This window comes from Streptomyces taklimakanensis (assembly GCF_009709575.1).
GTDB classification, from domain to species: Bacteria; Actinomycetota; Actinomycetes; order Streptomycetales; family Streptomycetaceae; genus Streptomyces; species Streptomyces taklimakanensis.
On record NZ_WIXO01000001.1, the window covers coordinates 2,820,899 to 2,844,714 of the forward strand.

Consider the following 23,816-nt stretch of genomic DNA (forward strand, 5'->3'; position numbering starts at 1 on the left):
GTGTCCGACGCCGCCCGCTCCCCCGAGGGGATCCGGATCCTGCTGGTCGATGTCCTGCCCGAGACCGCCGAGGACTTCGCGGCCGTCTTCGGCGCCGGCTTCGAACTGGTGTCCGTCACCGCCTCGGAGGTCGCCGACCACACCGCGGGCACGCCCGGCGAGCGACGGCCGACGATCATGGTGGTCGGCCGTCGGGTGGCGGCGCCCGCCGGTTTGATCCGCTCCGCGCGGCCCCACCTGTCGGACCTGGCCGTCGCCGTGGTCTCCACCTCCGCCAGCGCCGCCAAGCTGGCCGACCTGCCGCTGTTCTTCCCCTCCGACCTCGTCCGCCGGGTGCCGGACACCGAGGCGGACCGGCTGGCGTACGTGGCCCGCGAACTGGTGGACGGGCTGGTCCGACGGCTTGCCGAAACCGCCGTGCGGACGGTGGCCCAGCGGCAGCTCACCTCCGGCGCCACGGGCGGGCGTCCGCACGGGGAGCGGCGGCAGCGCGGGGAGCGCCTGTTGGGCGCGCTCCTCTCCCAGGCCCCGATCGGAGCGCTGATGCTGGACCGCGACGGCACGCTGATCGCCTGGAACCGCAGGGCGGCCGATGTGCTGGAGCTGACCGACGCCCATGCGCCGCGGCGCCCGTTGACCGACCTGTTCCCCACCGACGCCCGCCCGGCGCTGCTCCAGCACCTGGCCTCCGCAGAGCGACACTCCGCCCACGACGCCCCCGGTCCCCCCGGCCCCGACGTGGTCTTCGAGCGCTCCAGGTCCGACGGCACCGGACAGGCCCTGCGCGTCGCGCCCCAGCCGGTGCTCGACGACGAGGGACACGAGCACAGCCTCGTCCTCGTCGAGGACGTCACCGACCGGCTGCACGCCCAGCGCAAGCTCGCCGAGCGCACCGGCCACGCCCTGCTCAGCGCCGAGGTGGCAGCCGCCATGACGGCCCCGGGCCCGCTGGCCGACCGGCTGCACCGCTGCGCGCGGGCCACCGCCGACCGGTTGGGCGCCGACCGCGCCTGCATATGGACCCTGACCCACACCGGGGAGCCGGAGCCCGCCGCCTGCGCCGACCTCGAACGGACGGACGACACCTTCCGCACCCACGCCTCGCACGTCGAGCGGGCCCTCGTCGACCGGATCGTCGCCGAGCGCCGCCCCCACCTGGACCTCACGCCCCCGGCGTCCGTCCGGTCCGCCCGGCCCGGAGGCGTCGGAGGGGGCGGCAGGGACGGCAGGGACGGCAGGGGCGGGGCGGGAGCCGGGGGCGGCCTCCTGCGGGGATCGTTCGCCGGGTACCCGTTGGTCTCCGGTGGAGAGCTGATCGGTGTGCTGTCGCTCTCCACCCGCCTGGCGCTGCCCGCCTCCACCCTCTCCATCCTGGAGAACATCGCCGACCAGGTGGCCGTCGGCATCCGGCAGGACCGGCTGCTGCGCCGCCTCCGGGACACCACCAAGGCCCTGGAGCGCCCGTTGCTCCCGCCGCGCCTGCCCGAACTGCCCGGCTTCGACCTGGCCGCCCGCTACCACCCCTTCGGCAGTGGTCTGCACATCGGCGGGGACTTCTACGACGCCTTCACCGCGCCCGACGGACGGCACGTCCTGGCCCTGGGCGACGTCTGCGGCAAGGGGCCGGTCGCCGCCTCCATCACCGGGCTGGTCCGTCACACCCTGTGGGCGGCGGCCCAGCACACCACCGACCCCGACCACGTCCTGAACCTGGTCAACAACGCCCTGCGCCGCCAGAACACCCCGTTCTGCACCCTGGTCTACGCCGTCCTCGACCCGGTGGCGGACGGACCGGTCCGGGTCCGGCTGGCCTCCGCCGGCCACCCGGCGCCGCTGTTGCGTCGCGCCGACGGCGACACCGCGCCGCTGGAGGTGCGCGGCCCGCTGCTGGGCGTCCTGGACGAGCTCCACCACCCGGTCGCCGAGCTGGAGTTGGAGCCGGGCGAGGCCCTCGTCCTCTACACCGACGGTTTCACCGAGGGGGCGGGAGCGGAGGACCGGCGGGAGCCGGAGGACCTGGCCGCCCTGGTCGCCCGGCACCCCCTGTCGCCGGACGCGGAGCGTCCTTCCGACGAGCTGGTGGCGGCCCTGTTGGAGGACGCCCACGCCTGGTGGGGCGAACGGATCCGCGACGACCTGGCCGTCCTCGCCGTCACCGCCCTCCCCCGCGCCTGACGGCCGGCGCCCCGGCGGGTGGCCGGCGGGGACTCAGGGGCGCGGGCGCAGTCCCGTGCCGTTGAGGCAGAGGGCGATGTTGCGGACCGCGGCGGTGAGTTCCTCGATCACCCGGGCCGCCTGCTCCGCGTCGTGGAAGGCGGGGCGGTCGGTCGCCAGGGAGGTGTTGAGGTCCTCGGTGAGGCGGCGGACCGCGTCCAGCCCCTCGGCGGTCGCGGGGGCGGCCGGTGGAGCGGTGGGTGTCGGGGAGTGCGGCGCGGGTACGGCCGGGGGCGCGGTGGACGCGGTGGACGCGGTGGACGCGGTGGACGCGGTGGACTCCGGTGTCGGAGCCGGAGCCGGAGCGGGTGTCGGGTTCGGCGCGGGCGCCGGTTCGGCGGTCTCGGCCGGTGTCGGGGCCGCCGGGGTCTGGGCCTGGGCCTGGGACGGGAGTTCGGGGGGTTCGGCGGGAGCCGAATCCTCGGTCCGCGGCTCGACCGTCCCCGCGCGGGAGGCGGCCTCCGTCGTCCCCGTTCCCCGGTCCGCGCTCCCGGAAGTGCCCGCGCCCGTGCCCGGTCCCTTGTCCGCGCCGCCGCTCCCGACCGGTGCGCTCCAGCCCTTGACGGGCTTGGCGACGTCCGGCGAGAGCCTGGTCTGCGGCAGCAGGACGCTCTCGGTGGTACCCGGCGACCACAGCGGGGTGGACGACTGCTGTGCGGTGGGCACGTGTTCGGCCTTCCACTGGAGCCGGTAGCACTCGACCTGGTCGGCGCAGGCGGCGCGGGCGTGGAAGATCGCGCTGCCCTCACCGAGGTCCGGGTACCAGAGGTTGGGGCCGGGAAAGCGGACCGTCCGCATTCGGGGCTTGATGGGTTCGGCGCACCCGATGCAGCACCCGGCGGGCACGCACAGGCCGGCGCCCTCCTTCTGCGCCGCCGCGCGGGGGCCGATCTCCCCGCGGTACTCCCCGTTGCTGCACGGCGGCAGTTCGCCGCAGGTGCGGCAGACCGCGTAGTGCTCCGGCAGGACCTGCCAACTGTGACCGATGGGAGCGCACCAGTACTTGGGCGCGGAGCGGGGGAAGTTCTCGTTGCGCAGGACGAGGACGACGGGCCGCTTGTAGAAGTCGGAGCGCTCGGGGGGCGGAACGTTCAGCCGCCCGTTCATCCGGCGCAGGTCCTCCGAGTGCCGCCACAGTTCGACGTGTTCGCGCCACGCCTGTTCGTAGGAGAGGGGCCACGGGTGGTCCCGGTACTCGTCGATCTCCAGGATCCGCCAGGGCTGTCGGTCGAAGACGACGACATGACCGCTCCGCAGGCGCAGGTACGTACCGTCGTCGCCTTCCCTCGGCCAGTCGATGCGGCCGACGCGGGTGGGCTGGTCGGGGAGCCCTTCGCGAACTTGCATGACACGCTCCTCGGCAACGGGACAACCATGGTCATCATGGAGCAGTTTCTACCATTCTGAGGCATTTCGGACTCCCAATCGTTCAGACACGCGCACCGGAGCACACCCCACCCCGCCGACCGGTACGACGACCCGTCAAGTCCTACCGCTCCCGCCCCTGTTGGACGCCCCCGGTCGGACGCCCCGCGCCGCCATCCGCTCCGCCCCCGCCCCGCACGGGCCGTACGCCTCCGCCGACCATCAACCTAAGAGCATTAATGGTTTGCCTAATACCCTTAGGAAAAGTTAGCGTCCCCCCATGCGACCACTGAACGAGAAGGACATCCGGGCGTCCTTCGTCAACTGCACCAAGGGGGAGGCCGGACGGCTGGCGGTACCGCGCGACCTGGCGGAACGCCCCTGGGCCGACCTGGACTTCCTCGGCTGGCGCGACCCGGCCGCCCCCGACCGCGGCTACCTCGTCACCGAACGCGAGGGACGCCCCGTCGGCGTGACACTGCGCTCCTCCCCCCGGCGCCCCGGCCGCCCACCCCACGGGGGCGGCATGTGCTCCCTGTGCCTGACCACCCACCGGGGCGACGGCGTCTGCCTGATGGCCGCCCGCAAGGCGCGCCGGGCCGGACGGGACGGCGACTCGGTCGGGCTGTACATGTGCGCCGACCTCGCCTGCTCCCTCTACGTACGGGGGCTCAGGGTCCCCGAGGACGGCGGACGCTTCCAGGAGACCCTGACCGTCGAGGAACAGGCGGAGCGCACCAGGGAGAACCTGTTCGCCTTCCTCGACAGGCTCCACGCGTGAACGGGGAGCGGCGGCCGCGGCGGCGGACACCGCGACGCTCGGCATCACGGCGCTCGGCCCGGCCACCGCGCCCCTGACCGCTCGGTCGACGGGCGGCGCGGGCCGCGCCCGGGAGCCGGCCTCACGGCGCCCCGGGCGGGGGGACCGGGGTCACTCCCCGGAGGCCTCGGCCGACTGCCGACGGGACGGACGGCGCTCCAGGTGCGTGACCACGCCGGCGTGGAAGCGGTGCACGGCGTCGTCGACGCTGCGGATGAACCCCGTCTCGGCACTGCCACGGCTGACGCCCATGCCCTTGAACAGGGAGAGCCGGAAACCGGTGATCCGGGAGCCGTCCCGGGGGAGGAGGTCGCCCGGTTCCGGGCGCAGCCGCTCCAGCGTCCCGCGCGGACCGCTGCCCTGCCCCTCGACCAGGGTCTCCACGTGCAGGTCGGCCGGGGCCTCGGCGAGTTGCCGGATCAGGCGCTTGACCCAGGCGAGCGGATAGCCCTGCTCGGGCGCGGGGGTCTCGACGGACGTGCGCAGCTTGCCGGTGCGCAGGTCGGCGGTGACGGCCAGGATGCCCGGCGCCCCCTCGACGCGCAGCTCCGCGTGGAGTCGGCCGTCCTCGCAGAACCGGTCGGCGAGGGCGACGCGGCGGGCCTGCGGGTCGGTGCCGCGTCGGATCCGCTGGACGGGCAGGACCTTCTGGCCGAGTTCGCCCCCGAGCCGCAGGCACACCTGGCGGACGAGCCGCTCCCAGCTCTCGACGACCTCCAGGGCCCGCTGGTCGCCCGGATGTACGCAGACGCACCCTGGCCCCCGAGGGAGGCGCCGTGCAGGTGAACCGGGCAGGCGATACGGCGACGGCCCGGGGCGGGGCTCGTGCCCCGACCCGGGCCGCCCGGCCCGACGGGTGTCCGTCCCGTCCCTCCGCGGTCCCTCAGATGAGGCCCTGCGCCACCATGGCCTCCTCCACCAGCTCGAAGCCGGCGATGTTGGCGCCCGCCACGTAGTCGCCGGGACGGTCGTAGCGTTCGGCCGTCTCGTGGCAGAGGCGGTGGATGTGCCGCATGATCTCCGTCAGCCGGGCCTCGGTGTGCTCGAAGGTCCACGAGTCGCGCGAGGCGTTCTGCTGCATCTCCAGCGCGCTGGTGGCCACGCCGCCCGCGTTGGCGGCCTTGCCCGGTCCGAACAGCACCCCGGCCTCGCGCAGCACCCGCACGCCGCCCGGTGTGGTGGGCATGTTGGCGCCCTCGCCGACCGCCTGCACGCCGTTGCGCGCCAGCGTCGCCGCGTCCTTGTCGTCGAGTTCGTTCTGGGTGGCCGACGGCAGGGCCACCTCGCAGGGCACGTCCCAGACCCGGCCGCCGGAGACGAAGTTCGCCCCGCTCCGCTCGGCGTACTCCGACAGTCGGCCGCGCTCGACCAGCTTGACCTGCTTCAGCAGCTCCAGGTCGATGCCCTTGTCGTCCACCACGTAGCCGCCGGAGTCGGAGCAGGCGATCGGCACGGCACCGAGCTGCCGGGCCTTCTCCATGGCGTGGATGGCCACGTTGCCGGAGCCGGAGACGACCACGCGCTTGCCGTCCAGGTCCTCGCCGCGCGTCTTCAGCATCTCGGCGGTGAAGACGACCAGGCCGTAGCCGGTGGCCTCGGCGCGTGCCTGTGAACCGCCCCACAGGACGCCCTTGCCGGTCAGCACGCCCGCCTCCCAGCGGTTGGTGATCCGGCGGTACTGGCCGAAGAGGTAGCCGATCTCGCGTCCGCCCACCCCGATGTCACCGGCCGGGACGTCGGTGTACTCGCCCAGGTGGCGGTAGAGCTCGGTCATGAAGGACTGGCAGAAGCGCATGACCTCGGCGTCCGACTTCCCCTTGGGGTCGAAGTCGCTGCCGCCCTTGCCGCCGCCGATCGGCATGCCGGTCAGGGCGTTCTTGAACGTCTGCTCGAAGCCGAGGAACTTGATGATCCCGAGGTTGACGGACGGGTGGAAGCGCAGGCCGCCCTTGTACGGGCCCAGGGCGCTGTTGAACTCCACCCGGAAGCCGCGGTTGATGTGCGTCCGCCCGGAGTCGTCCGACCACGGGACACGGAAGATGATCTGCCGCTCCGGCTCGCACAGCCGCTCGACGAGCGACTCGTCCAGCAGTTCGGGGCGCCGGTGGAAGACCGGCTCGAGCGACTCCAGGACCTCCCAGACGGCCTGGTGGAACTCCTTCTCACCGGGGTTGCGGTGCAGTATCCGGTCGTAGAGCTTCTCGATCACGCGTTCTCCTCGAAGAAGGTGCGGCTTCCTGTGGTCCGCCTGTCCCGTCGTCCCGTACGGAACCCGCGCAAACGCATGACGCCGAGCACCCCCATGGACAGGTGCTCGGCGTCTGCGTCGACGTGGCGGACCACCAGCGTGACATGCCGTGGCCACGGTTTCCCCTTCGGGGACGCCGGTTTCGGGACTCGCGCCGGCCCCGGCGGCCCGGCCCCCCGGTCCCGGTGGCCGCACGGCGGCGATGCGTTTCCGGCTCACCCGGGTGGACGCTGTCGCCGCCCGGCACGAGCCGTACGGAGCCGTGGCGTACGTCACACCGTCGGATCTCGCCCCTCCTCCGCGGGCGCTCCGGTGAATCACCGCGCGTGAGGGCCCCTCGGGGCGCACGGCGCGATCCTGTCCCCTCGGGAAACGGAAAGCTACCGTGCCCATGGTAGACATTCGGATGCGTCGAAGTTAGGATTTCCGCCGTAGCCGAGAAGGGTCCGAGACGCGCGGCAGAGTGGACGCGAACCGCCGCGAGAAGCACCCGGAGGGAATCTCCGGAGAGGAGCGGACGCCATCGGGCCCGCCCGGACGTCCGGGCGGGCGGCAGGAAGCCGGCGTACGGCGCCGGCGGATGGTGTCGAACCTCTCGGGGCCCCGGTGCCGCACGGCACCGGGGCCCCTCGGCACGCCCGACGACGATGAGGTGCAGGTGCCCCAGAAGAACCGACCGAACACCACCGACAGGCTCGACGACGACGACTTCCCCGCCTACACCATGGGCCGCGCCGCGGAGATGATCGGCACCACCCCCGCCTTCCTGCGGGCCATCGGCGAGGCCGGGCTCATCACCCCCCTGCGGTCCGAGGGCGGGCACCGCCGCTACTCCCGCTACCAGTTGCGCATCGCCGCACGGGCCCGCGAACTCGTCGACCAGGGCAACCCGATCGAGGCCGCCTGCCGCATCGTGATCCTCGAGGACCAGCTGGAGGAGGCCCTGCGGATCAACGAGGAGCTGCGCCGGTCGAGGCCGGCCCCCGACCGGCCCGCCGACTCCTGACCGGGAAGTCCGGGCTGTCCCGCCCGGACCGGGTGGAGGGCCGTCCTTCCCGCGCAGGAGTGTTCCGGCGCGCAGGCGCGAATATCTGTTGTCGCGGGAAGAGGAAAAATCCATCGCTCCGCGAGGTCTCCACGGCGCCGCGCGGGAGGCCGAAAATCCCTCCGCCCACCGTCGCTCTCCCCGTGCTACTGTCGATCTCAGTTGCAGTTGTGGTTCCCAAAGACTTACAAGTGCTCCCACCGGCATCCTGTGTCGTGGGCGCGCTTTCTTGTTTCCGGTGCTTTTTCCGGACGGGGCAATCATCGCGGCGACTCGGGGATCGCACAGTGCGGTCCCGGAAACTGCCCCGTGAAGGAGACAGACATGGCTACTGGCACCGTGAAGTGGTTCAACAGCGAAAAGGGCTTCGGCTTCATCGAGCAGGACGGCGGCGGCGCCGACGTCTTCGCCCACTACTCGAACATCGCCGCCCAGGGCTTCCGTGAGCTCCTGGAGGGCCAGAAGGTGAGCTTCGACGTCACGCAGGGCCAGAAGGGCCCGCAGGCGGAGAACATCGTTCCCGCCTGACGCCTGGCACACGTCGAGAGCCGGGGTCCGCACCTTGGGTGCGGACCCCGGCTCTCCGCCTTTCCCGGCCTCTCCCGGCCCGGCGCGCCGCCCCGCGGCCCCGGGCTTCATTCCGTTTTCCACCGGCACGTTCCGGCGTTTTCCCGCTCGCTTACTTCGGCCAGGGAGATCCTCGATGCGCGCCGTTTCGAGGAGGTTCCGCATGAACCGCGTCACCCGTACGAGCGATCACCGTTCCTTCGCCGGAAAAAGCACCTCAGCCGGTTCGGGCAGGGGCGGTGGATTCCGCTCGCGGACCTCCGGCCGTTCGAACGGCCCCGGGCGCCGGCCCGCCGCGCGGCAGGGGGAGTTCGCGCCGCCGGTCACCGTCACCCCCGCCCTGCCCGCGGTCGCCTCGTTCGCCGAACTGGACATGCCGGCCGCGCTGTCGAGGACGCTCGCCAAGCTGGGCATGAACGAGCCGTTCCCGATCCAGGCGGCCACGCTGCCGAACTCGCTGGCCGGCCGGGACGTCCTGGGCCGGGGGCGCACCGGATCGGGCAAGACCCTCGCCTTCGGGCTGGCCCTGCTCGCCCGCACCGCCGGCCGGCGCGCCGAACCGCGCCGCCCGCTGGCCCTGGTGCTGGTGCCCACCCGGGAGCTGGCCCAGCAGGTCACCGACGCGCTCACCCCGTACGCCCGGTCGCTGTCCCTGCGGACGGTCACCGTGGTCGGCGGCATGTCCATCGGCCGGCAGGCCGGGGCCCTGCGCTCCGGGGCCGAGGTCGTGGTCGCGACCCCCGGACGGCTCAGGGACCTGGTCGAGCGGGGCGACTGCCGGCTGGACGAGGTGCGGACCACCGTGCTGGACGAGGCCGACCAGATGACCGACATGGGCTTCATGCCCCAGGTCACCGCCCTGCTCGACCGGGTGAGCCCCGGAGGGCAGCGGATGCTGTTCTCGGCCACCCTGGACCGCAACGTCGATCTTCTGGTCCGCCGCTACCTGAACGACCCGGTGGTCCACTCGGTCGACCCCTCGGCGGGCGCGGTCACCACGATGGAGCACCACACCCTGCACGTCCACGGCGCCGACAAGCACGCCGTCACCACCGAGATCGCGGCCCGCGACGGCAGGGTGATCATGTTCCTCGACACCAAGCACGCCGTGGACCGGCTCACTCGGCACCTGCTGAACAGCGGGGTGCGCGCCGCCGCTCTGCACGGCGGCAAGTCCCAGCCCCAGCGCACCCGCACCCTCGCCCAGTTCAGGACGGGCGACGTCACCGCGCTGGTGGCCACCAACGTCGCGGCCCGCGGCATCCACGTCGACAACCTCGACCTGGTGGTCAACGTGGATCCGCCCAGCGACCACAAGGACTATCTGCACCGCGGCGGCCGCACCGCCCGCGCGGGCGAGTCCGGCAGCGTCGTCACCCTGGTCACCCCCGGTCAGTCCCGTGGCATGGACCGCCTGATGGCCTGTGCCGGCATCGTCCCGCACACCGCCCGCGTCCGCTCCGGAGAGGCCGAACTGAGCCGCATCACCGGCGCCCAGGCGCCCTCCGGCGTCCCCGTGACCATCGCCGCACCGGCGCCGGAGCGTGTCGGGCGCGGCGGCGCCCCGTCGCGTCGCCGCCGGAACCGTGGGCGCTGAGCGTCCTTCGACCGTCACCGGTTCTCCGGTCGCCGCCCGTGGCGCCCTCCCGCTGTCCGGGAGGTGTGGGCAGGCACCGGGTGCGGACCGGACGGACACACCGACCCTCGACGGGGCGGGCCCTGGGCCCGCCCCGTCGAGGGCGTTCGGTGCCCCTCCGGCACCCGGCGCCGCGCGGTTCTGTGCCCCCACCGGGCGGGGGCATCGGCGCACGCGGTCTGTTCAGGGCCCGCGGTGGCGCGGATGCTTGTCCCTGCCGCTCCCGCCCGCGCGCTCCGGCGGAGCGCGGGGGGCGCACACACGTCGCCGTGATGCCCGGATGCGCTCGGCCGAACGGGGAACGCACTTGGAAAGGAGCTGGGGAAACTCTAAGTTAGGTTCCCCTAAGTTGACGGGCTCCCGACAGGGCGGTCCGTACGGCGCGCACCCGGAAGGAGGGCCGTGAGCGCTTCCGCCGACGGGTGACGTCCGCACCGGACGACCGACCGCACCGCTCTTCTCCCCGCCCGCCCGCTTCCCGAGGTTCCCCGAGGTAGAGCCCGTGTCCATCGTTCTCCCGCCCTCCGCCGCCCCGCGCTCCGCCTACCCGCCCGACCTCCTCCCCGCGAGGGTCCGCCGCCGCCTGCTGGAGCTGGCGGAGGGGCCGGAGCCCGTCTCCGCGTACCTGTACGACGGGGAGGTCGCCGCCGGGCGCGCCCGCGCGCTGCGCGAGGCACTGCCGCGGTGGGCGTCCGTCCACTACGCGGTGAAGGCCAACTCCTTCCCCGGTGTCGTCAGGGCGCTCACGCCGTACGTGGACGGTTTCGAGGTCGCCTCGCGGGCCGAGCTGGAGTTGGCGCTGGCCGCCCTCCGGGAGAAGGCGCCCGAGGAGGACCCGCCCGGTGGCGCACCCGGTGGCGCGCCCGTTCCCGTCGTCGCCGCCGGGCCGGCCAAGTCCGTGCCCGTGCTGACCGCCCTGGTGCGCGCCGGGGTGGAGGCGATCAACGCCGAGAGCGCGTTGGAGCTGCACCGCATCAGCCGGATCGCCGTCGCCGAGGGCACCACCGCCCGTGTGGCGCTGCGCGTCAACCCCGCCGACATCCCCGTCACCGGCTCGCTCCGCATGGGCGGCGAGCCCTCGCAGTTCGGCGTCCCCGAACCGGATGTGCCGGCCGTGCTGGCCGAGGCGCTGCGGCTGCCGGGGCTGGATGTGACGGGCTTCCACATCCACGCCGCCTCCAACAACCTCGACGCCGACTCGCAGGCCGCCTACCTGCGCTGGTGCGTGGAGTGGAGCGTGCGGACGGCCCGCGAGACGGGGATCGAGCTGCGTCACGTGGACGTCGGCGGCGGCATCGGCGTGGCGTTCGAGGAGTTGTCGGGCGAGGAGCCGTTCGACGTCGCCCGCTTCGGGGAGCTGGCCGGACGGGTGGAGCCGCCGCCGGGGGTGAGGGTGGTCCTGGAGCCGGGCCGTTTCCTGGTGGCCGACTGCGGCTGGTACGCGGCCGAGGTGACCGACGTCAAGCACAGCTACGGTTCCGCCTTCGCCGTGCTGCGCGGCGGCATCAACCACTTCCAGCTGCCCACCTCCTGGGAACTGGTGCACAACGTCGCCGTCCTGCCCGTCGAACGCTGGCCCGAGGGCCTGCCGCGTCCCGAGGCGGTCGACGCGCGCGTGACGGTCGTCGGCGAACTGTGCACCCCGGAGGACACGTTGCTGCGCGATGTCCGGGTGGACCGCGTCCGTGCGGGGGATCTGGTCGTTTTCCCCTACGCGGGTTCCTACGGCTGGGAGTTCGCGATGCACAGCTTCCTCGGCCACCCCGTCGCGGAACGCCACCTGCTCTGACCGTCCCGGCGCGGCCCCCCGGGGCCGTACCACACCCTCCTCCGACGGAGCGTCACCACATGACCGTGTCCACCACGCCCACCCCACCGACCGCCCTCGCCGCCGGCGGGGCCGTCCCGCGACACCGGAGAGCGCGGGAGGTGCCGGCCCGCGCCCGCGCCCACGCCCGCCCGTCACCGGCCGTCCGGTCGGCCGTGGAGCGGCACGCGTGACGGGCCGGGTCCGGGCGGCGGACGCCGCGGGGACCGGCGACGGGACGACCGGCGTCCCGGGGGCCCGCGGCGGGGCGCGTACCGAGGCGCTGCGCGCCGCCGTCGACACGGTGGTGGAGAAGCTCGCCGGCGGCCTGCTGTCGACGAACGCCGCCCCGGACGCCCCGTCCGGGGCGGACGCCGCCCTGTCCGCCCCGTCCGCCCCGAACACCGCCCTGTCCGGTTCCACGGCCGGCCCCGAGGCGTTGGAGCCGCTGGTGCGCGCCGTGCTCGCCGCCCTCGCCGACGGGGCTGCGCGGCGCGGCGGCCCCGTTCCCGCGGGTCCGCCCGACGCGCTGGCCGAGCATGTCGCCGGCGAGTACGCGGCGGCCCGCGGCGAGGGCGCGCTGTCCCGGCTGACGTCCCTGCTGGCGTACGGCAGCGCCGACCCGGCCGACCCGTTGTGCGCCGCGCACCTGCACTGCCCGCCGCTGGCCGTGGCCGTCGCCGCCGACCTGGCCGTCTCCGCCCTCAACCCCTCCCAGGACTCCTGGGACCAGGCCCCGGCCGCCACCACCCTGGAGACGCTGCTGCTGGGCGAGATGGCCGAGCTGGTGGGCTACGACGAACGGGCCGCCGGGGTGCTGACCTCCGGAGGCACCGAGTCCAACCTGATGGGGCTGATGCTGGCACGCGACCGGGTGGTGGGGCGCGCCTCGGGGCGCCAGGTCGAGTTGGCGGGCGTGCCTCGCCGTGGCCCGCGCCTCCGCGTGTTCACCTCCGCCGCCGCGCACTTCTCCGTCCAACGCGCCGCCGCCCTGCTGGGGCTGGGCGAGGACGCGGTGGTACCCGTCGCCGTCGACCGCGACCTGCGCATGGACCCGGACGCCCTGGCCGAGGCCCTCGACCGGTGCGCGGACGACGGCGGGCTGCCGGTCGCCGTCGTCGCCACCGCCGGGACCACCGACACCGGTGTGATCGATCCCCTGCGCGCCTGCGCCGAACTGGCCGCCGAGCACGGCGCCTGGCTCCACGTGGACGCGGCCTACGGCGGCGGCGCGCTGCTGTCGGACCGGCTCGCCCCCCTGCTGGACGGCCTCGCCCTCGCCGACTCCGTCTCCCTGGACTGGCACAAGCTGGGTTGGCAGCCGGTGGCCGCGGGCGTGTTCCTCGTCCGGCGCGCGGAGACGTACGCCTCCCTGGCCCGACGCGCGGTCTACCTCAATCCGCCCGACGACGAGGAGGCCGGCTACCCCAGCCTCCTCGGCCTGTCGCTGCGCACCACCCGGCGCGCGGACGCCTTCTCCATCGCCGTCACGCTGCGCACGCTGGGCCGCGAGGGCCTGGGCCGCCTGGTGGACGCCTGCCACGACCTGGCACGGGCCGGCGCGGAGGCCGTGCGCTCCCACCCCCGGCTGGAGCTGTGCTCCGAGCCGGAGCTGACGGCCTTCCTCTTCCGCTACCTGCCCGCGCGCGGCCCGTACGACCCGGTACGGACGGACCGGATCAACGCCGCCCTGCGGCGCGGGTTGTTGCGCGAGGGGCGGGCGGTCGTGGGCCGCACCGAGCTGCCGGGCACGGGCCCGGGTCGGGTGCGGTTGAAGCTCACCCTGCTCAACCCGCACGCGACGCCCGCCGACGTCGAACGCCTGCTGCACGCCGTCGCCGAGGCGGGCCGCGCCGAGGAAGCCGCCGAGGAAGCCGCCGGGAGGCACACCGGCGAGACCGGGGAGGAGACACCGTGACCCAGGGGCCCTGGAGCGGGGACCCGCCACCGCACGTCGGCGACCCGCTCGACCACCCCGACGTCCACCGCGCCGCCGACGCCGCCGCGACGGAACGGTCGGTGCGCGCCTACGTCCGCGACACCGGCACCGAGGTCCCGGCCGCCGGACGCTCGCTGCACCTGGTCCTGCCCGTCAGCCGGACGACGCTGCGGGTGCCGGTGCGGTACCGCTCGGCGGCCGGGTGGCACCGCTTCGGCGAGGCCCGCGTGGTCACCTCGGAGCGGGGCGGGAGCCTCCCCGCCGACGCGGCGCTGGTGGCGTCGGTGCTGGTGCGGGAGGCCACGTTGGGTCGGGGCCGGCCGCCCCACACGGGCGTCGACGCGGTGGGCCGGGTGCTGGACTCCGCCCGCCGCACCGCCGTCCACCTCGCCCGGCGCCGGGAGGAACCGCCCGGCACGACGGGCCCGACGCCGTTCCTGGACGCCGAGCAGGCGCTGCTGCTGGGCCATCCCTTCCACCCCGCCCCCAAGAGCCGCGAGGGTGCCTCCGACGCCGAACTGGATGACTATTCGCCGGAGTTGCGGGGTTCGTTTCCGCTGCACTGGTTCGCCGCGCGTCCGGACCTCGTGGTCGGCGAGAGCGCCGACGGCCGTCCCGTGGCCGAACTGCTGCGCTCCCTCGCCGCGGAGCCCGGGGGCCCGGACGTACCCGACGGGATGGTTCCGGTGCCCGTCCACCCCTGGCAGGCCCGCGAGGTCACCGGACGGCCGGAGGTCGCCGCGCTGCCGGCGGGGCTGCTGCGCCCGCTGGGGCCGGCCGGTCCCCCCTGGTGGCCGACGTCCTCGGTGCGGACGGTGCACCGGCCGGACGCGGCGGCGATGCTCAAGCTGTCGCTGGGGATGCGCATCACCAACTCACGCCGCAACAACCTGCGCGGGGAGCTGCGGCTGGGGGTGCGGGCCGCCCGGCTGCTGGCGGCCGGGCCGGACGGGCCGGGCGCGTGGCTGCGCGCCGAGCACCCGGAGTTCGGCGTCCTGCGGGACTTCGCCTGGGCGTCGGTGGACCCCGACGGTTCGCCGGACGGCCCGGAGACGGGCCTGGAGGTCGCGATCCGCGACAACCCCTTCCGGGGCGGTGCGGACGACGCCCGGTGCGTGGCCGGGTTGTTGGCCGAGCGCGCCGGGCCGGGCGACGGTCGTCCTCCCGCGCACCGGGCGGCGTTGTGCGAGGCGGTGGAGCGCGCCGCCCTCGCCCACGGAACGACGGTCGCCGAGGCGTCCGCGCGCTGGCTGGCCCGCTACCTGGAGGTGCTGGCCGTCCCCCTGGTCCGGCTCCAGGCCCGCCATGGCGTCGCTCTGGAGGCGCACCACCAGAACACCCTGGTCACCCTGGCCCGCGACGGGCTGCCGGCCGCCGGTTGGTACCGCGACAGCCAGGGCTACTACCTGGCGGCCTCCCGCGCCGGCGAGGCGGAACGGCTGCTGCCGGGGGTGACCGAGGGGGTGGAACTGGTCTTCGACGACGCGTTCGTCGACGAGCGGGTCGCCTACTACCTGGGCGTGGGCAACCTCCTGGGCCTGGTCGGCGCCTTCGGGGCGTACGGGCTGGCCGACGAGGAGGAGTTGCTGCGGGTGCTGCGCGGCGCGCTGGAGCGGCTGCGCGCCACCGAGCCCGGCGCCAAGGACCTGCTCGACCTGCTGCTGGACGCGCCGGTGCTGCGCTGCAAGGGCAACTTCCTGACCTGCGTGGACGGGCTCGACGAGCTGGTCGGCGACGTCCACACCCAGTCCGTCTACGTCGATCTTCCCAATCCCCTCGCGGAGGTGCAGCGGTGAGCGACCATCCCTCTCCCGTCCCCGACCGGACGTCCGGCGGTGCTTCCGGCGGTGCTTCGGACGGTGCTTCCGGCGGCGTGTACGACCTCGTCGGCGTCGGCATCGGCCCGTTCAACCTGTCGCTGGCCGCGCTCTGCGACGGCGTACCGGGGCTGCGCGCGCTGTTCCTGGAGCGCGGTCCCGCCTTCTCCTGGCACCCGGGTCTGCTGCTGGAGGGGACGGTCCTCCAGGTGCCGTTCATGGCGGACCTGGTCACGATGGCCGATCCGACCAGCCGCTGGTCGTTCCTGAACTACCTGCGCGAGCACGAGCGGCTGTTCCCGTTCTTCTTCTCCGAACGCTTCCACATCCCGCGCCGCGAGTACGACCACTACTGCCGCTGGGTCGCCGAGCACCTGCCGTCGTGCCGCTTCGACGCCGAGGTGACGGCCGTGGAGTGGGACGCGGCCGAGGGGGCGTTCGCCGTCTCGCACCGCTCGGCGGCCGGGCGGGGCGAAGGGCGCGTCCTGGCCCGGCAGGTCGTCCTGGGCGTCGGCACGGTCCCGTCGGTGCCCGAGCCGCTGCGCCTCCTGCCGACGGGCGCCCCCGCCGACCGGCGGGTCAACCGCGTGCTGCACAGCGCCGACTACCGCGCCCACCGCGCCGCCCTGGCCGCGCTCGACGACGTGACGGTGGTCGGGGCGGGGCAGTCCGGCGCCGAGGTGGTGCTGGACCTGCTGCGGCACCAGGACGGCGAGGGGCGCGGCGGCCCGTACGTGCGCTGGCTGGCGCGCACCCCGGCGTTCGCGCCCATGGAGTACTCCAAGATCGGCCTGGAGCACTTCACGCCCGACTACGTCGACTACTTCCGCTCCCTGCCCGAGGCCACCCGCGACCGGCTGGTGCGCGCGCAGTGGCAGCTCTACAAGGGCGTCAGCGAGGAGACGCTCGCCGACATCCACGACGAGCTGTACGAGCGGACGATCGGCGGCGGGCGACCGCGCGCGGAACTCCGCCCCGGTGTGGAGGTGATCGCCGCGCGCCCCGACGACGGGCCGGACGGTGCCCCCGGCTACGTGTTGACCTGCCGGCACGCCGAACAGGGCGCCGACTTCGAGGTGCGCACCTCGGCGGTGGTGGCCGCCACCGGGTACGCGACCGAGCGTCCGTCCTTCCTGGAGCCGCTGGAGAAGCTGATCGACTGGGACGGGCGGGGCCGCTACCGCGTCGACGGCTCCTACCGCGTCTGTCTCGACCCGTCCGTCACCGGCACGCTGTACGTGCAGAACGCCGAGGCGCACACGCACGGCGTGGGCGCCCCCGACCTCACCCTGGGCGCCTGGCGCGCCGCGACGATCCTCAACGCCGCCGCGGGCCGCACCGTCCTGCCCGTTCCCCGGCGGACGGCCTGGACGACCTTCGGCGTGCCCGAACAGCGCGCCGCGAGGGCCGGACGGGCCGAACGGGTCGAACGGGTCGAACAGGTCGAACAGGTCGAACAGAGCGAGGAGGCCCCGCGATGACCGCGTCCATACCCCGCGAGGCATGGGCGGAGGCGGGGCGCAGACTGCTGGTCAAGGCCGTCGAGGAGTTCGCGTACGAGGAACTGCTCGTCCCCGAACCCGCCGCCGAACCCGCCGCCGAGCCCGCCGCCGACGCCGAATCCGACCCCGACCCCGGCACCGCCCCCTACCGGCTGGAGCTGGGCGGCGGCGTGCTGTGGACGTTCCGTGCCGCCCGCGGCGCCTTCGGCACCTGGCGCCTGCGCCCCGGCACCCTCCGCCGCCGGCCGGCTCCCGCCCCCGGCGAGGAGGCCGGGCCCGAGCGGCTGCTGCTCGACGCCCGCCGGACGCTCGGTTGGGACGGCCCCACCACCGCCGAGGCGCTGCGCGAACTGATCGCCACCCGTCTCGCCCAGGCCGAGACCATCGCCCGCGATCTGCCCGCCGCCGCCCTCGCCGACCTGGACCACCTGGAGCTGGAGGCCCACCAGGACGGCCACCCCTGCATGGTGCTCAACAAGGGCCGGCTGGGCTTCTCCGCCTCCGACGCCGCCGCCTACGCCCCCGAGGCCGCCGGGGAGGTCCGGCTGCGCTGGGCCGCCGTCCACACCGGCCTGGCCTCGTACTCGGGCGTCCCCGGCCTGGACGCCGAGGCCCTCCTCGCACAGGAGCTGGACGACGCCACGCGCCGGCGCTTCGCCGCCGTCCTGGGCGACGCCTGCGCCCACGGCCCCCACGCGCCGGACGAGTACGTCTGGCTGCCGGTCCACCCCTTCCACTGGGACGAGGCCGTCGTCCCCCTCTTCGCCCCCTACCTCGCCGACGGACGAATCGTTTCCCTGGGCGAGGGCCCGGACCGCTACCGTCCCCTGCAGTCCGTGCGCACCCTGGCCAACCTCGACCGCCCCGACCGCCGCAACGTCAAGGTTCCCCTCCTCATCCGCAACACCCTGGTGTGGCGCGGGCTGTCCCCCGCGCCGACGGAGGCCGCGCCCGACGTCAGCGCCTGGCTCCACGCGCTCCGCGACGCCGACCCGTACCTGCGGGACGAGCTGCGCTTCCACCCGCTGGGCGAGGTGGCGTCCGTGGCCGTCCACCACCCCCTGTACGAGTCGGTGGACGACGCCCCGTACCGCTACCACGAGCTGTTGGGCGCGGTGTGGCGCGAGCCGGTGACGGGGGTGCTGCGCGAGGGGGAGCGGGCCCGCACCATGGCCGCCCTGTTGAAGACGGGTTCGGACGGGCGGGCCCTGGTGGCCGAACTGGTGGCGCGCTCCGGCCTGGCGCCGCGCGCCTGGCTGGCCCGCTTCCTGGCGGCCCTGCTGCCGGGCCTGTTGCACCAGCTCTACCGGTACGGCGTCGCGTACTGCCCGCACGGCGAGAACACCGTCGTCCTCCACGGCGCCGACGAGGTGCCCGTGGGCGTGGCGCTGAAGGACTTCGCCGAGGACGTCAACCTGCTGCCCGGACGGCGCCCCGAGTACGCCGGGCTGTCGGAGCGCGCGGACGCCGTCCTGCTGCGCTGGCCGGCGCACGAGTTGGCGCACTCGCTGCTGAGCGCCGTGTTCGCCGGTCACTTCCGCTTCCTCGCCCCCCTGGTGGAGGAGCAGCTGGGCGTGCCCGAGCGGGAGTTCTGGGCGCTGGTGCGCGCCGAGGTGGACCGGTACCACGCCCGCTTCCCCGAACTGGCCGACAGGTTCGAGGAGTTCGGACTGCTCGCGCCCGTCTTCGACCGGGTGGCCCTCAACCGCGAACACCTGTTGGGCGGGGCGTTCCACGACCGCTCCGAACGCGACGAGGGGTTCGACGTCGTCCACGGCACCGTGCCCAACCCCCTGGCGACCGCGGCGACCGAGACCACCGCGGCCCCCGCCGCCCGTCCCACCACGGAGGAGCCCGCATGACGGCCACCGACCCGTACGCCCCGCTGCGCACCGAGGCCGAGGCGGGGCGCGTGGAGGAGGTGGTCGTCGCCGTCCCCGACCTCCAGGGACGCCTGATGGGCAGCCGCCTGTCCGTCCCCCACTTCCTGGACGAGGCCGCGCGGCGGGGCTTCGGCGCCTGCGTCTACCTGCTGGCCACCGACGTGGAGATGGACACCGGGTCCGGCTACGCCATCGACGCCTGGGGCGGCGGGTTCGGCGACTTCGTGCTGCGCCCCGACCCCGCCACCCTGCGCACCCGCCTGCCCTGGGACGACGGCACCGCCCTCGTCCTCGCCGACGCCGTCTGGCCCGGCGGCGAACCGGTCGCGGTCGCCCCGCGGCACGTGCTGCGCACCCAGCTCGACCGCCTGGCCGACCGCGGGCTGACCGCGTACGCCGGCACCGAGCTGGAGTTCATCGTCTTCACCTCCTCCTACCGGGAGGCGTGGGAGCGCCGCTACGTCGGCCTGCGTCCCGCCGCCCGCTACAACACCGACTACTCCCTCCAGGGCCTGGAGGAGGTGGAGCCCGTGGTGCGTCGCGTCCGCCGCGAGATGACGCGCGCCGGACTGGAGATGGAGACGGCCCGCGGGGAGTGCCACCCGGGCCAGTACGAGATCGTCTTCCGCTACGCGGAGGCGATGGCCACCTGCGACAACCACGTCCTGTTCAAGGACGGCGCCAAGCGGATCGCCGCCGCCGAGGGCGCCGCGCTCACCTTCATGCCGAAGTTCGACGAGGGCGAGGGCAACTCCTGCCACGTGCACCTCTCCCTGCGCGGCCGGGACGGCACGCCCGTCCTGGCCGACCCGGACGCCGACGACGGCATGTCGGAGACGATGCGGCACTTCACGGCCGGGCAGCTCGCCTGCCTGCCCGATCTGACCCTGCTGATGGCGCCCAACGTCAACTCCTACAAGCGCCTCCGGCCCGGCGCGTTCGCCCCGACGGGCATCGCCTGGGGGCGCGACAACCGCACCTGTCCGATACGGGTGGTGGGCTCGGGACCGTCGCTGCGCATCGAACACCGCGTCCCGGGCGGCGACGCCAACCCGTACCTGGCCGTGGCCGCCGTCGTCGCCGCCGGGCTGTACGGCATCGACAACCGCCTCCCCCTTCCCGCGCCGTACACCGGCAACGCCCTGGCCGACGACTCCGTGCCGCGCCTGCCCGCCACCCTCGCCGAGGCGCTGAGCCGTTGGGAGGGCAGCGGGATCGCGGCGAAGATCTTCGGCGAGGAGGTCGTCACCCACTACGCCCGCGCCGCCCGCGCGGAGTTGGCGGCCTTCGAGAGCGCGGTCACGGACTGGGAGCGGATGCGCGGCTTCGAGCGGCTCTGACGCCCGCCCCGGCGTCCCCGCGCTACGAGGAGCGCGGCGGACTCGGCGGAGTCGGCGGTGAAGCCGGCGGAGTCGGCGGTGGCGGCGGGACGTTCGGAGGCACCGGAGCCTTCGACGGCGACGTCCCGCCGCGCCACAGCGGTACGGCCGTGGCCAGGGCGAGCACCGCGGCGAAGGCGGCCTGGACGAGGATGTACCCGGGGGCCGGGTACCGGGAGACCAGGGCGTTGCCCACGTAGACGTACTCCCCGGCGAACAGGGAGCCCAGGAGGAAGTACAGCTCGGGGCCGTAGTAGGCGGCGACGGCCGCGACGACGAAGACGCGCGGGAGCGCGTCGCGGAGCTCGGCCGACGCCGCGGCGACGCAGAGCAGACCCATCGGGAGGACGGCGCAGAGGGCCGCGGGCAGCCCGATCGCGTCCACCGTCGTCACGCCCGTCTCCGGCAGCGCCACGAACAGCATGAGGAACCGGCCCGCCAACGCCGCCGAGACGATGTACACCAGCCGGTTCCCGACGAGTTCCGTCGGTCTCAACCGGCCCAGGGCCGCGCGGTGCGGCCACAGCCGCAGCGCCAGTCCGGCCAGGAGCAGCACGGTGGCCGACAGGCCCAGCAGCGCGTACACGTCGGAGTGGGCGGCCAGCAGGGACAGTCCGTCGGCGAGGTGGTAGACGGTGCTCGCGGCGACCAGGCCCCGGCCCACCGCCCCCTTCGTCCCGGGCCGGTCCAGCAGGAGGACCCCGACCAGGAGCAGCGCCGAGCGCAGCAGGAAGAAGCCCGCGCCGACGAGGTTCGCCCCGGTCAGGGTGGACACCTCGGAGAACGGCCAGGTCCCGACGGTCACGGCGGCGAGGCCCAGGAGCACCCTCCGGTCCAGGAGCCAGCCGGGCCGGGGGAGGGTGACACCGGCCGCCCGGGGCCACAGCGGTCCGCGCGCCGGCGCGGTGACGGGTATCTCGAACTCGCCCAGCCGGTTGACGATGCCGACCGAACCGCGCAGCGGACCGGAGTGCTCCGGCAGCGCCCCGGAGTCGACGCCGATCCTGACCCACCCGCCCGACGGGTCGAAGGGCTCGCTGTGCTCCACGGTGATCCAACTCGACGTGGTGCCGGCCTGGAAGACGCGCGCCAGGGGCGAGCCCACCAGCCGTACCGTGCGCGTGGCCGGCGGCCCGGCGGCCGACGCCCCGCCGGCTCCGTCGTCCGGCGCCGTTCCCAGTTCGACCCGGTCGGGGACGGCCTTGAGCTGTGCCTCCTCCAGGGCGGCGGTCGCGGCCGCGGACACCTCCTTGCTGTCGTCCTCGGTCAGCCGGTGCAGCAGGTCCATGGCGCCGACCGCCCGTTCGACGTCGTCGTCGAGCAGGATCCGCCGCAGCTCCCGCACCCCCGCCAGCCGGTCGGCGGGCGCCTGCCCGCCCGTCCGGGCGACCAGGTCGTCGGGGAGGGGGGTGCCCTTCAGCCGTGCGGACAGCGGCACCCAGCCGACGACCAGCTTGCCGGAGGCGTCCACCCACTTCTGCGGGGTCTGGTGCCTGGTGGTGGCGCGCACCCGCGCGTAGACGTAGTCGTACAGCTCGTCCAGGTCGACCAGACCGTCCCCGCCGGTGTCCGCCTCGCCGGTGCGCAGTCCGTGGACGAGCGCGCCGGTGAAGACCGACGGCCCCTGCCGGTCCGTTCGGGCCAGCCTGTCGTCCTCGAAGGCGTACTCCGTGGCGCCGGAGGCCGTGATGACCATCCGGCCCCGGCCGTCACCGGCGCCGTCGGCCCCGGAGGCCGCCGCGGGGAAGGCGCTCTCCCCGTCGATCGCGTCCGCCGAGCGGGCCCGTACGCCGCGCGAGAAGGCCCCGCCGTAGCAGCAGTCGAGGAAGAGGGCGATCCGCCGGGCGCGGCTCTCGGTCATCTCCTGGTCGACGAAGCGGGCGGAGACCGCCGTCGCGGACAGCCGGGTCGGCACGGTGTCGGAACCGGCGAAGTACAGCGCGCCGGACGCGCCCTTCAGACCGTGGCAGGAGAAGTGGAGCAGCAGGAAGTCGTCGGGCTTGCGGTCGGCGAAGAAGTTCGCGATCTCCCGTCGGACGACGTGGGCGGGCCGGTTGTGGACCACCGTGACCCGGAACCGGCCGATCTGCGGGTCGGCCAGCACGGACTGAAGGGCACGGGCGTCGTGGGCCGGGGCCGCCAGGCGGCTGAGCCCCTCGTGTTCGTAGACGTCGTTGGCCACGATCAGGGCATGGCGTCCCGCCACCGCGATCAGCCCCTCCCCGGCTCGGAGGGGGTGGGGGCGTGGGCCCGGAGCCACGCGTCGACGATCCGGTCCTGGGTCTCGGCCGAGACGCCGGTGACCTTCAGGGTGTCGCCGTCGATCGTCAGCTCGGCGGTACGGTCGCCGGCGCCAAAGTCCGTGCTCCTGGCCAGCCAGTGCCGGACCGCCGTCACCAGTTCGTGCAGGGCCACGGGCGCCTGGGCGACGGTCACCAGCAGGCCGCCGATCTCCGCCACGTCCAGCGCCCGGCTCCCGTCCGGAGCCGGGCCCGCGCTCACCGCGTCGACCCGTTCGACGTCGAGTTCCAGCAGTTCCTCGCGTAACGCCGAGGTCGCCAGCTCCAGGCGCTCCGCGTCGTCGTCCGCTCCGCGCAGCCGGAGCAGCACTCGAGTTTCCATTCCGATCCCCCCTCCGGGCACGGCCCGGCGCACGCGGACGCGTGGACGTCCCGCCGTCGGCCGTGTTCCGCCGACAGTAGACTTCCCCGGCTCGCCACCGGCGCGAAACCGCCGTTTCGGAACCGGAACCGGAACCGGCGGCGCCCGGCGGACACGCGGGCGGCGGTCGGGGGTCGCCGGGTGTCCGGCGCCTCATTCCCGCCGGGCGGTGGGTGTGGGCGTCCGTTCGACGCGGCGCAGGGCGAGCGGTCCGCCGACGCCGGGCACCAGGGCGTACCACCGCGCGCTGGTGTCGGCGGCGGTCGTGGCCTGCCGGGCGGCCACGACGGTGGCGAGGTAGGCGGTGCCGTGCAGTGGACCGACGAGCGAGGTGACCGCCTCGGCGTGCATGGTGAGGAGGTTGGCCGTCAGGAGGGCCAGGGAGACCGCCTCGGCGCCGGCGGCGATCCGCAGGGCGCGCACGCCGGTCACGCTCCCGTGGTGGATCCGGGGCGGACGATCATCAGCACGACGACGACCGCCCACAGCAGGTTGAAGACGCCGGTGAGCATGGCCAGTCGGGCCGCCGCCGACCGCGTCCCCCCGCTTCCGTCCGGGCCGCCCGCCGTTTCGAGCATCCGCCGCTGGCCGGGCACGATCGCCAGGACCAGCAGGGCCGCGGCGACCGCCGTCAGGACCATCGACGCGACCAGCCAGGCGTCGGTGAGGACGCCGAGCCGCGCGCCCGTGGCGACACCGAAGACCGGAACGGCGACGCCGACGACGGCGTAGCCGCGGCAGATCCGGTGCAGGACGGCGACGGCCCCAGCGTCCCGCCCCTGCGGTCCCCCGCCCCCGGAGGCCGCCTGTCGGGCGTAGCGCGGGAAGAGCGAGGCGGCCACGGCGATCGGGCCGACCACCAGGATCGCGGCGAGGACGTGCACGGACAACAGCAGCTTGGCCATCTCGGGCCCTCCGTACCGATGACGAATA

17 protein-coding genes and 1 pseudogene are annotated in these 23,816 nt (G+C 74.5%); 11 read left to right on the top strand and 7 right to left on the bottom strand.

Annotated elements, in window-relative coordinates; translation table 11 throughout:
* Window positions 1-2,175 (top strand): SpoIIE family protein phosphatase, encoded by a 2,175-nt coding sequence (locus F0L17_RS12275; protein WP_155071103.1) that lies wholly within the window; start codon window positions 1-3, stop codon window positions 2,173-2,175.
* A 33-nt stretch (window positions 2,176-2,208) separates the two neighbouring features.
* Here F0L17_RS12275 and F0L17_RS12280 read toward each other — a convergent pair whose 3' ends face one another.
* Complete coding sequence (locus F0L17_RS12280; protein WP_155071104.1) at window positions 2,209-3,561, bottom strand: hypothetical protein; 1,353 nt, start codon at window positions 3,559-3,561, stop codon at window positions 2,209-2,211.
* 298 nt (window positions 3,562-3,859) lie between these two features.
* Between F0L17_RS12280 and F0L17_RS12285 the strand changes: the two genes are divergently transcribed.
* Window positions 3,860-4,360 carry an FBP domain-containing protein gene (locus F0L17_RS12285; RefSeq protein WP_155071105.1) on the top strand — a complete coding sequence of 167 codons (501 nt, stop codon included), beginning with the start codon at window positions 3,860-3,862 and terminating at the stop codon, window positions 4,358-4,360.
* A 150-nt stretch (window positions 4,361-4,510) separates the two neighbouring features.
* Here F0L17_RS12285 and F0L17_RS12290 read toward each other — a convergent pair.
* Window positions 4,511-5,134, bottom strand: a pseudogene (locus F0L17_RS12290) (hypothetical protein); the annotation flags it as partial.
* A 148-nt stretch (window positions 5,135-5,282) separates the two neighbouring features.
* On the bottom strand, window positions 5,283-6,608 hold the full coding sequence (gdhA, locus tag F0L17_RS12295) for an NADP-specific glutamate dehydrogenase (protein ID WP_338018058.1): 1,326 nt from the start codon (window positions 6,606-6,608) through the stop codon (window positions 5,283-5,285).
* A gap of 763 nt (window positions 6,609-7,371) precedes the next feature.
* On the opposite strand from gdhA, the gene F0L17_RS12300 reads away from it, so the two are divergent.
* The 9 genes from F0L17_RS12300 to F0L17_RS12340 all read left to right on the top strand — a co-directional run bounded on the left by F0L17_RS12300 (window position 7,372) and on the right by F0L17_RS12340 (window position 20,183).
* Window positions 7,372-7,653, top strand: coding sequence for a helix-turn-helix domain-containing protein (locus F0L17_RS12300; protein WP_155073537.1), 282 nt, complete (start codon window positions 7,372-7,374; stop codon window positions 7,651-7,653).
* A gap of 363 nt (window positions 7,654-8,016) precedes the next feature.
* On the top strand, window positions 8,017-8,220 hold the full coding sequence (locus F0L17_RS12305; RefSeq protein ID WP_155071107.1) for a cold-shock protein: 204 nt from the start codon (window positions 8,017-8,019) through the stop codon (window positions 8,218-8,220).
* Window positions 8,221-8,422: 202 nt separating this feature from the next.
* Window positions 8,423-9,856, top strand: a complete 1,434-nt coding sequence (locus F0L17_RS12310) for a DEAD/DEAH box helicase (RefSeq protein ID WP_155071108.1) — start codon at window positions 8,423-8,425, stop codon at window positions 9,854-9,856.
* Between the two features lie 541 nt (window positions 9,857-10,397).
* Complete coding sequence (locus tag F0L17_RS12315; protein WP_202917864.1) at window positions 10,398-11,684, top strand: type III PLP-dependent enzyme domain-containing protein; 1,287 nt, start codon at window positions 10,398-10,400, stop codon at window positions 11,682-11,684.
* A 397-nt stretch (window positions 11,685-12,081) separates the two neighbouring features.
* Window positions 12,082-13,620, top strand: coding sequence for a pyridoxal phosphate-dependent decarboxylase family protein (locus tag F0L17_RS12320; RefSeq protein WP_202917967.1), 1,539 nt, complete (start codon window positions 12,082-12,084; stop codon window positions 13,618-13,620).
* A complete protein-coding gene (locus F0L17_RS12325) occupies window positions 13,617-15,437 on the top strand; it encodes an IucA/IucC family protein (RefSeq protein ID WP_155071109.1) in 1,821 nt (606 codons plus the stop codon). The genes F0L17_RS12320 and F0L17_RS12325 overlap by 4 nt, the downstream gene beginning before the upstream one ends.
* Entirely contained in the window at window positions 15,434-16,939 is a 1,506-nt protein-coding gene (locus F0L17_RS12330; protein WP_338018060.1) for a lysine N(6)-hydroxylase/L-ornithine N(5)-oxygenase family protein, read from the top strand. The genes F0L17_RS12325 and F0L17_RS12330 overlap by 4 nt, the downstream gene beginning before the upstream one ends.
* Window positions 16,936-18,822: an IucA/IucC family protein gene (locus tag F0L17_RS12335; protein ID WP_155071110.1), complete on the top strand. Its 1,887-nt coding sequence runs from the start codon at window positions 16,936-16,938 to the stop codon at window positions 18,820-18,822. The genes F0L17_RS12330 and F0L17_RS12335 overlap by 4 nt, the downstream gene beginning before the upstream one ends.
* Entirely contained in the window at window positions 18,819-20,183 is a 1,365-nt protein-coding gene (locus F0L17_RS12340) for a glutamine synthetase family protein (RefSeq protein ID WP_155071111.1), read from the top strand. Before F0L17_RS12335 ends, F0L17_RS12340 begins: the two co-directional genes overlap by 4 nt.
* A gap of 22 nt (window positions 20,184-20,205) precedes the next feature.
* On the opposite strand, the gene F0L17_RS12345 is transcribed toward F0L17_RS12340, so the two are convergent.
* The 4 genes from F0L17_RS12345 to F0L17_RS12355 all read right to left on the bottom strand — a co-directional run bounded on the left by F0L17_RS12345 (window position 20,206) and on the right by F0L17_RS12355 (window position 23,788).
* Entirely contained in the window at window positions 20,206-22,428 is a 2,223-nt protein-coding gene (locus tag F0L17_RS12345; RefSeq protein WP_162466109.1) for a caspase, EACC1-associated type, read from the bottom strand.
* Between the two features lie 5 nt (window positions 22,429-22,433).
* Window positions 22,434-22,844, bottom strand: a complete 411-nt coding sequence (locus F0L17_RS26820; protein WP_162466110.1) for a hypothetical protein — start codon at window positions 22,842-22,844, stop codon at window positions 22,434-22,436.
* A gap of 192 nt (window positions 22,845-23,036) precedes the next feature.
* Window positions 23,037-23,315: a DUF3817 domain-containing protein gene (locus F0L17_RS12350; protein WP_338018061.1), complete on the bottom strand. Its 279-nt coding sequence runs from the start codon at window positions 23,313-23,315 to the stop codon at window positions 23,037-23,039.
* The gene (locus F0L17_RS12355; RefSeq protein ID WP_155071113.1) at window positions 23,312-23,788 is read right to left on the bottom strand and encodes a hypothetical protein; all 477 of its coding nucleotides are present in this window, start codon (window positions 23,786-23,788) and stop codon (window positions 23,312-23,314) included. Before F0L17_RS12355 ends, F0L17_RS12350 begins: the two co-directional genes overlap by 4 nt.
* Window positions 23,789-23,816 lie beyond the last annotated feature (28 nt).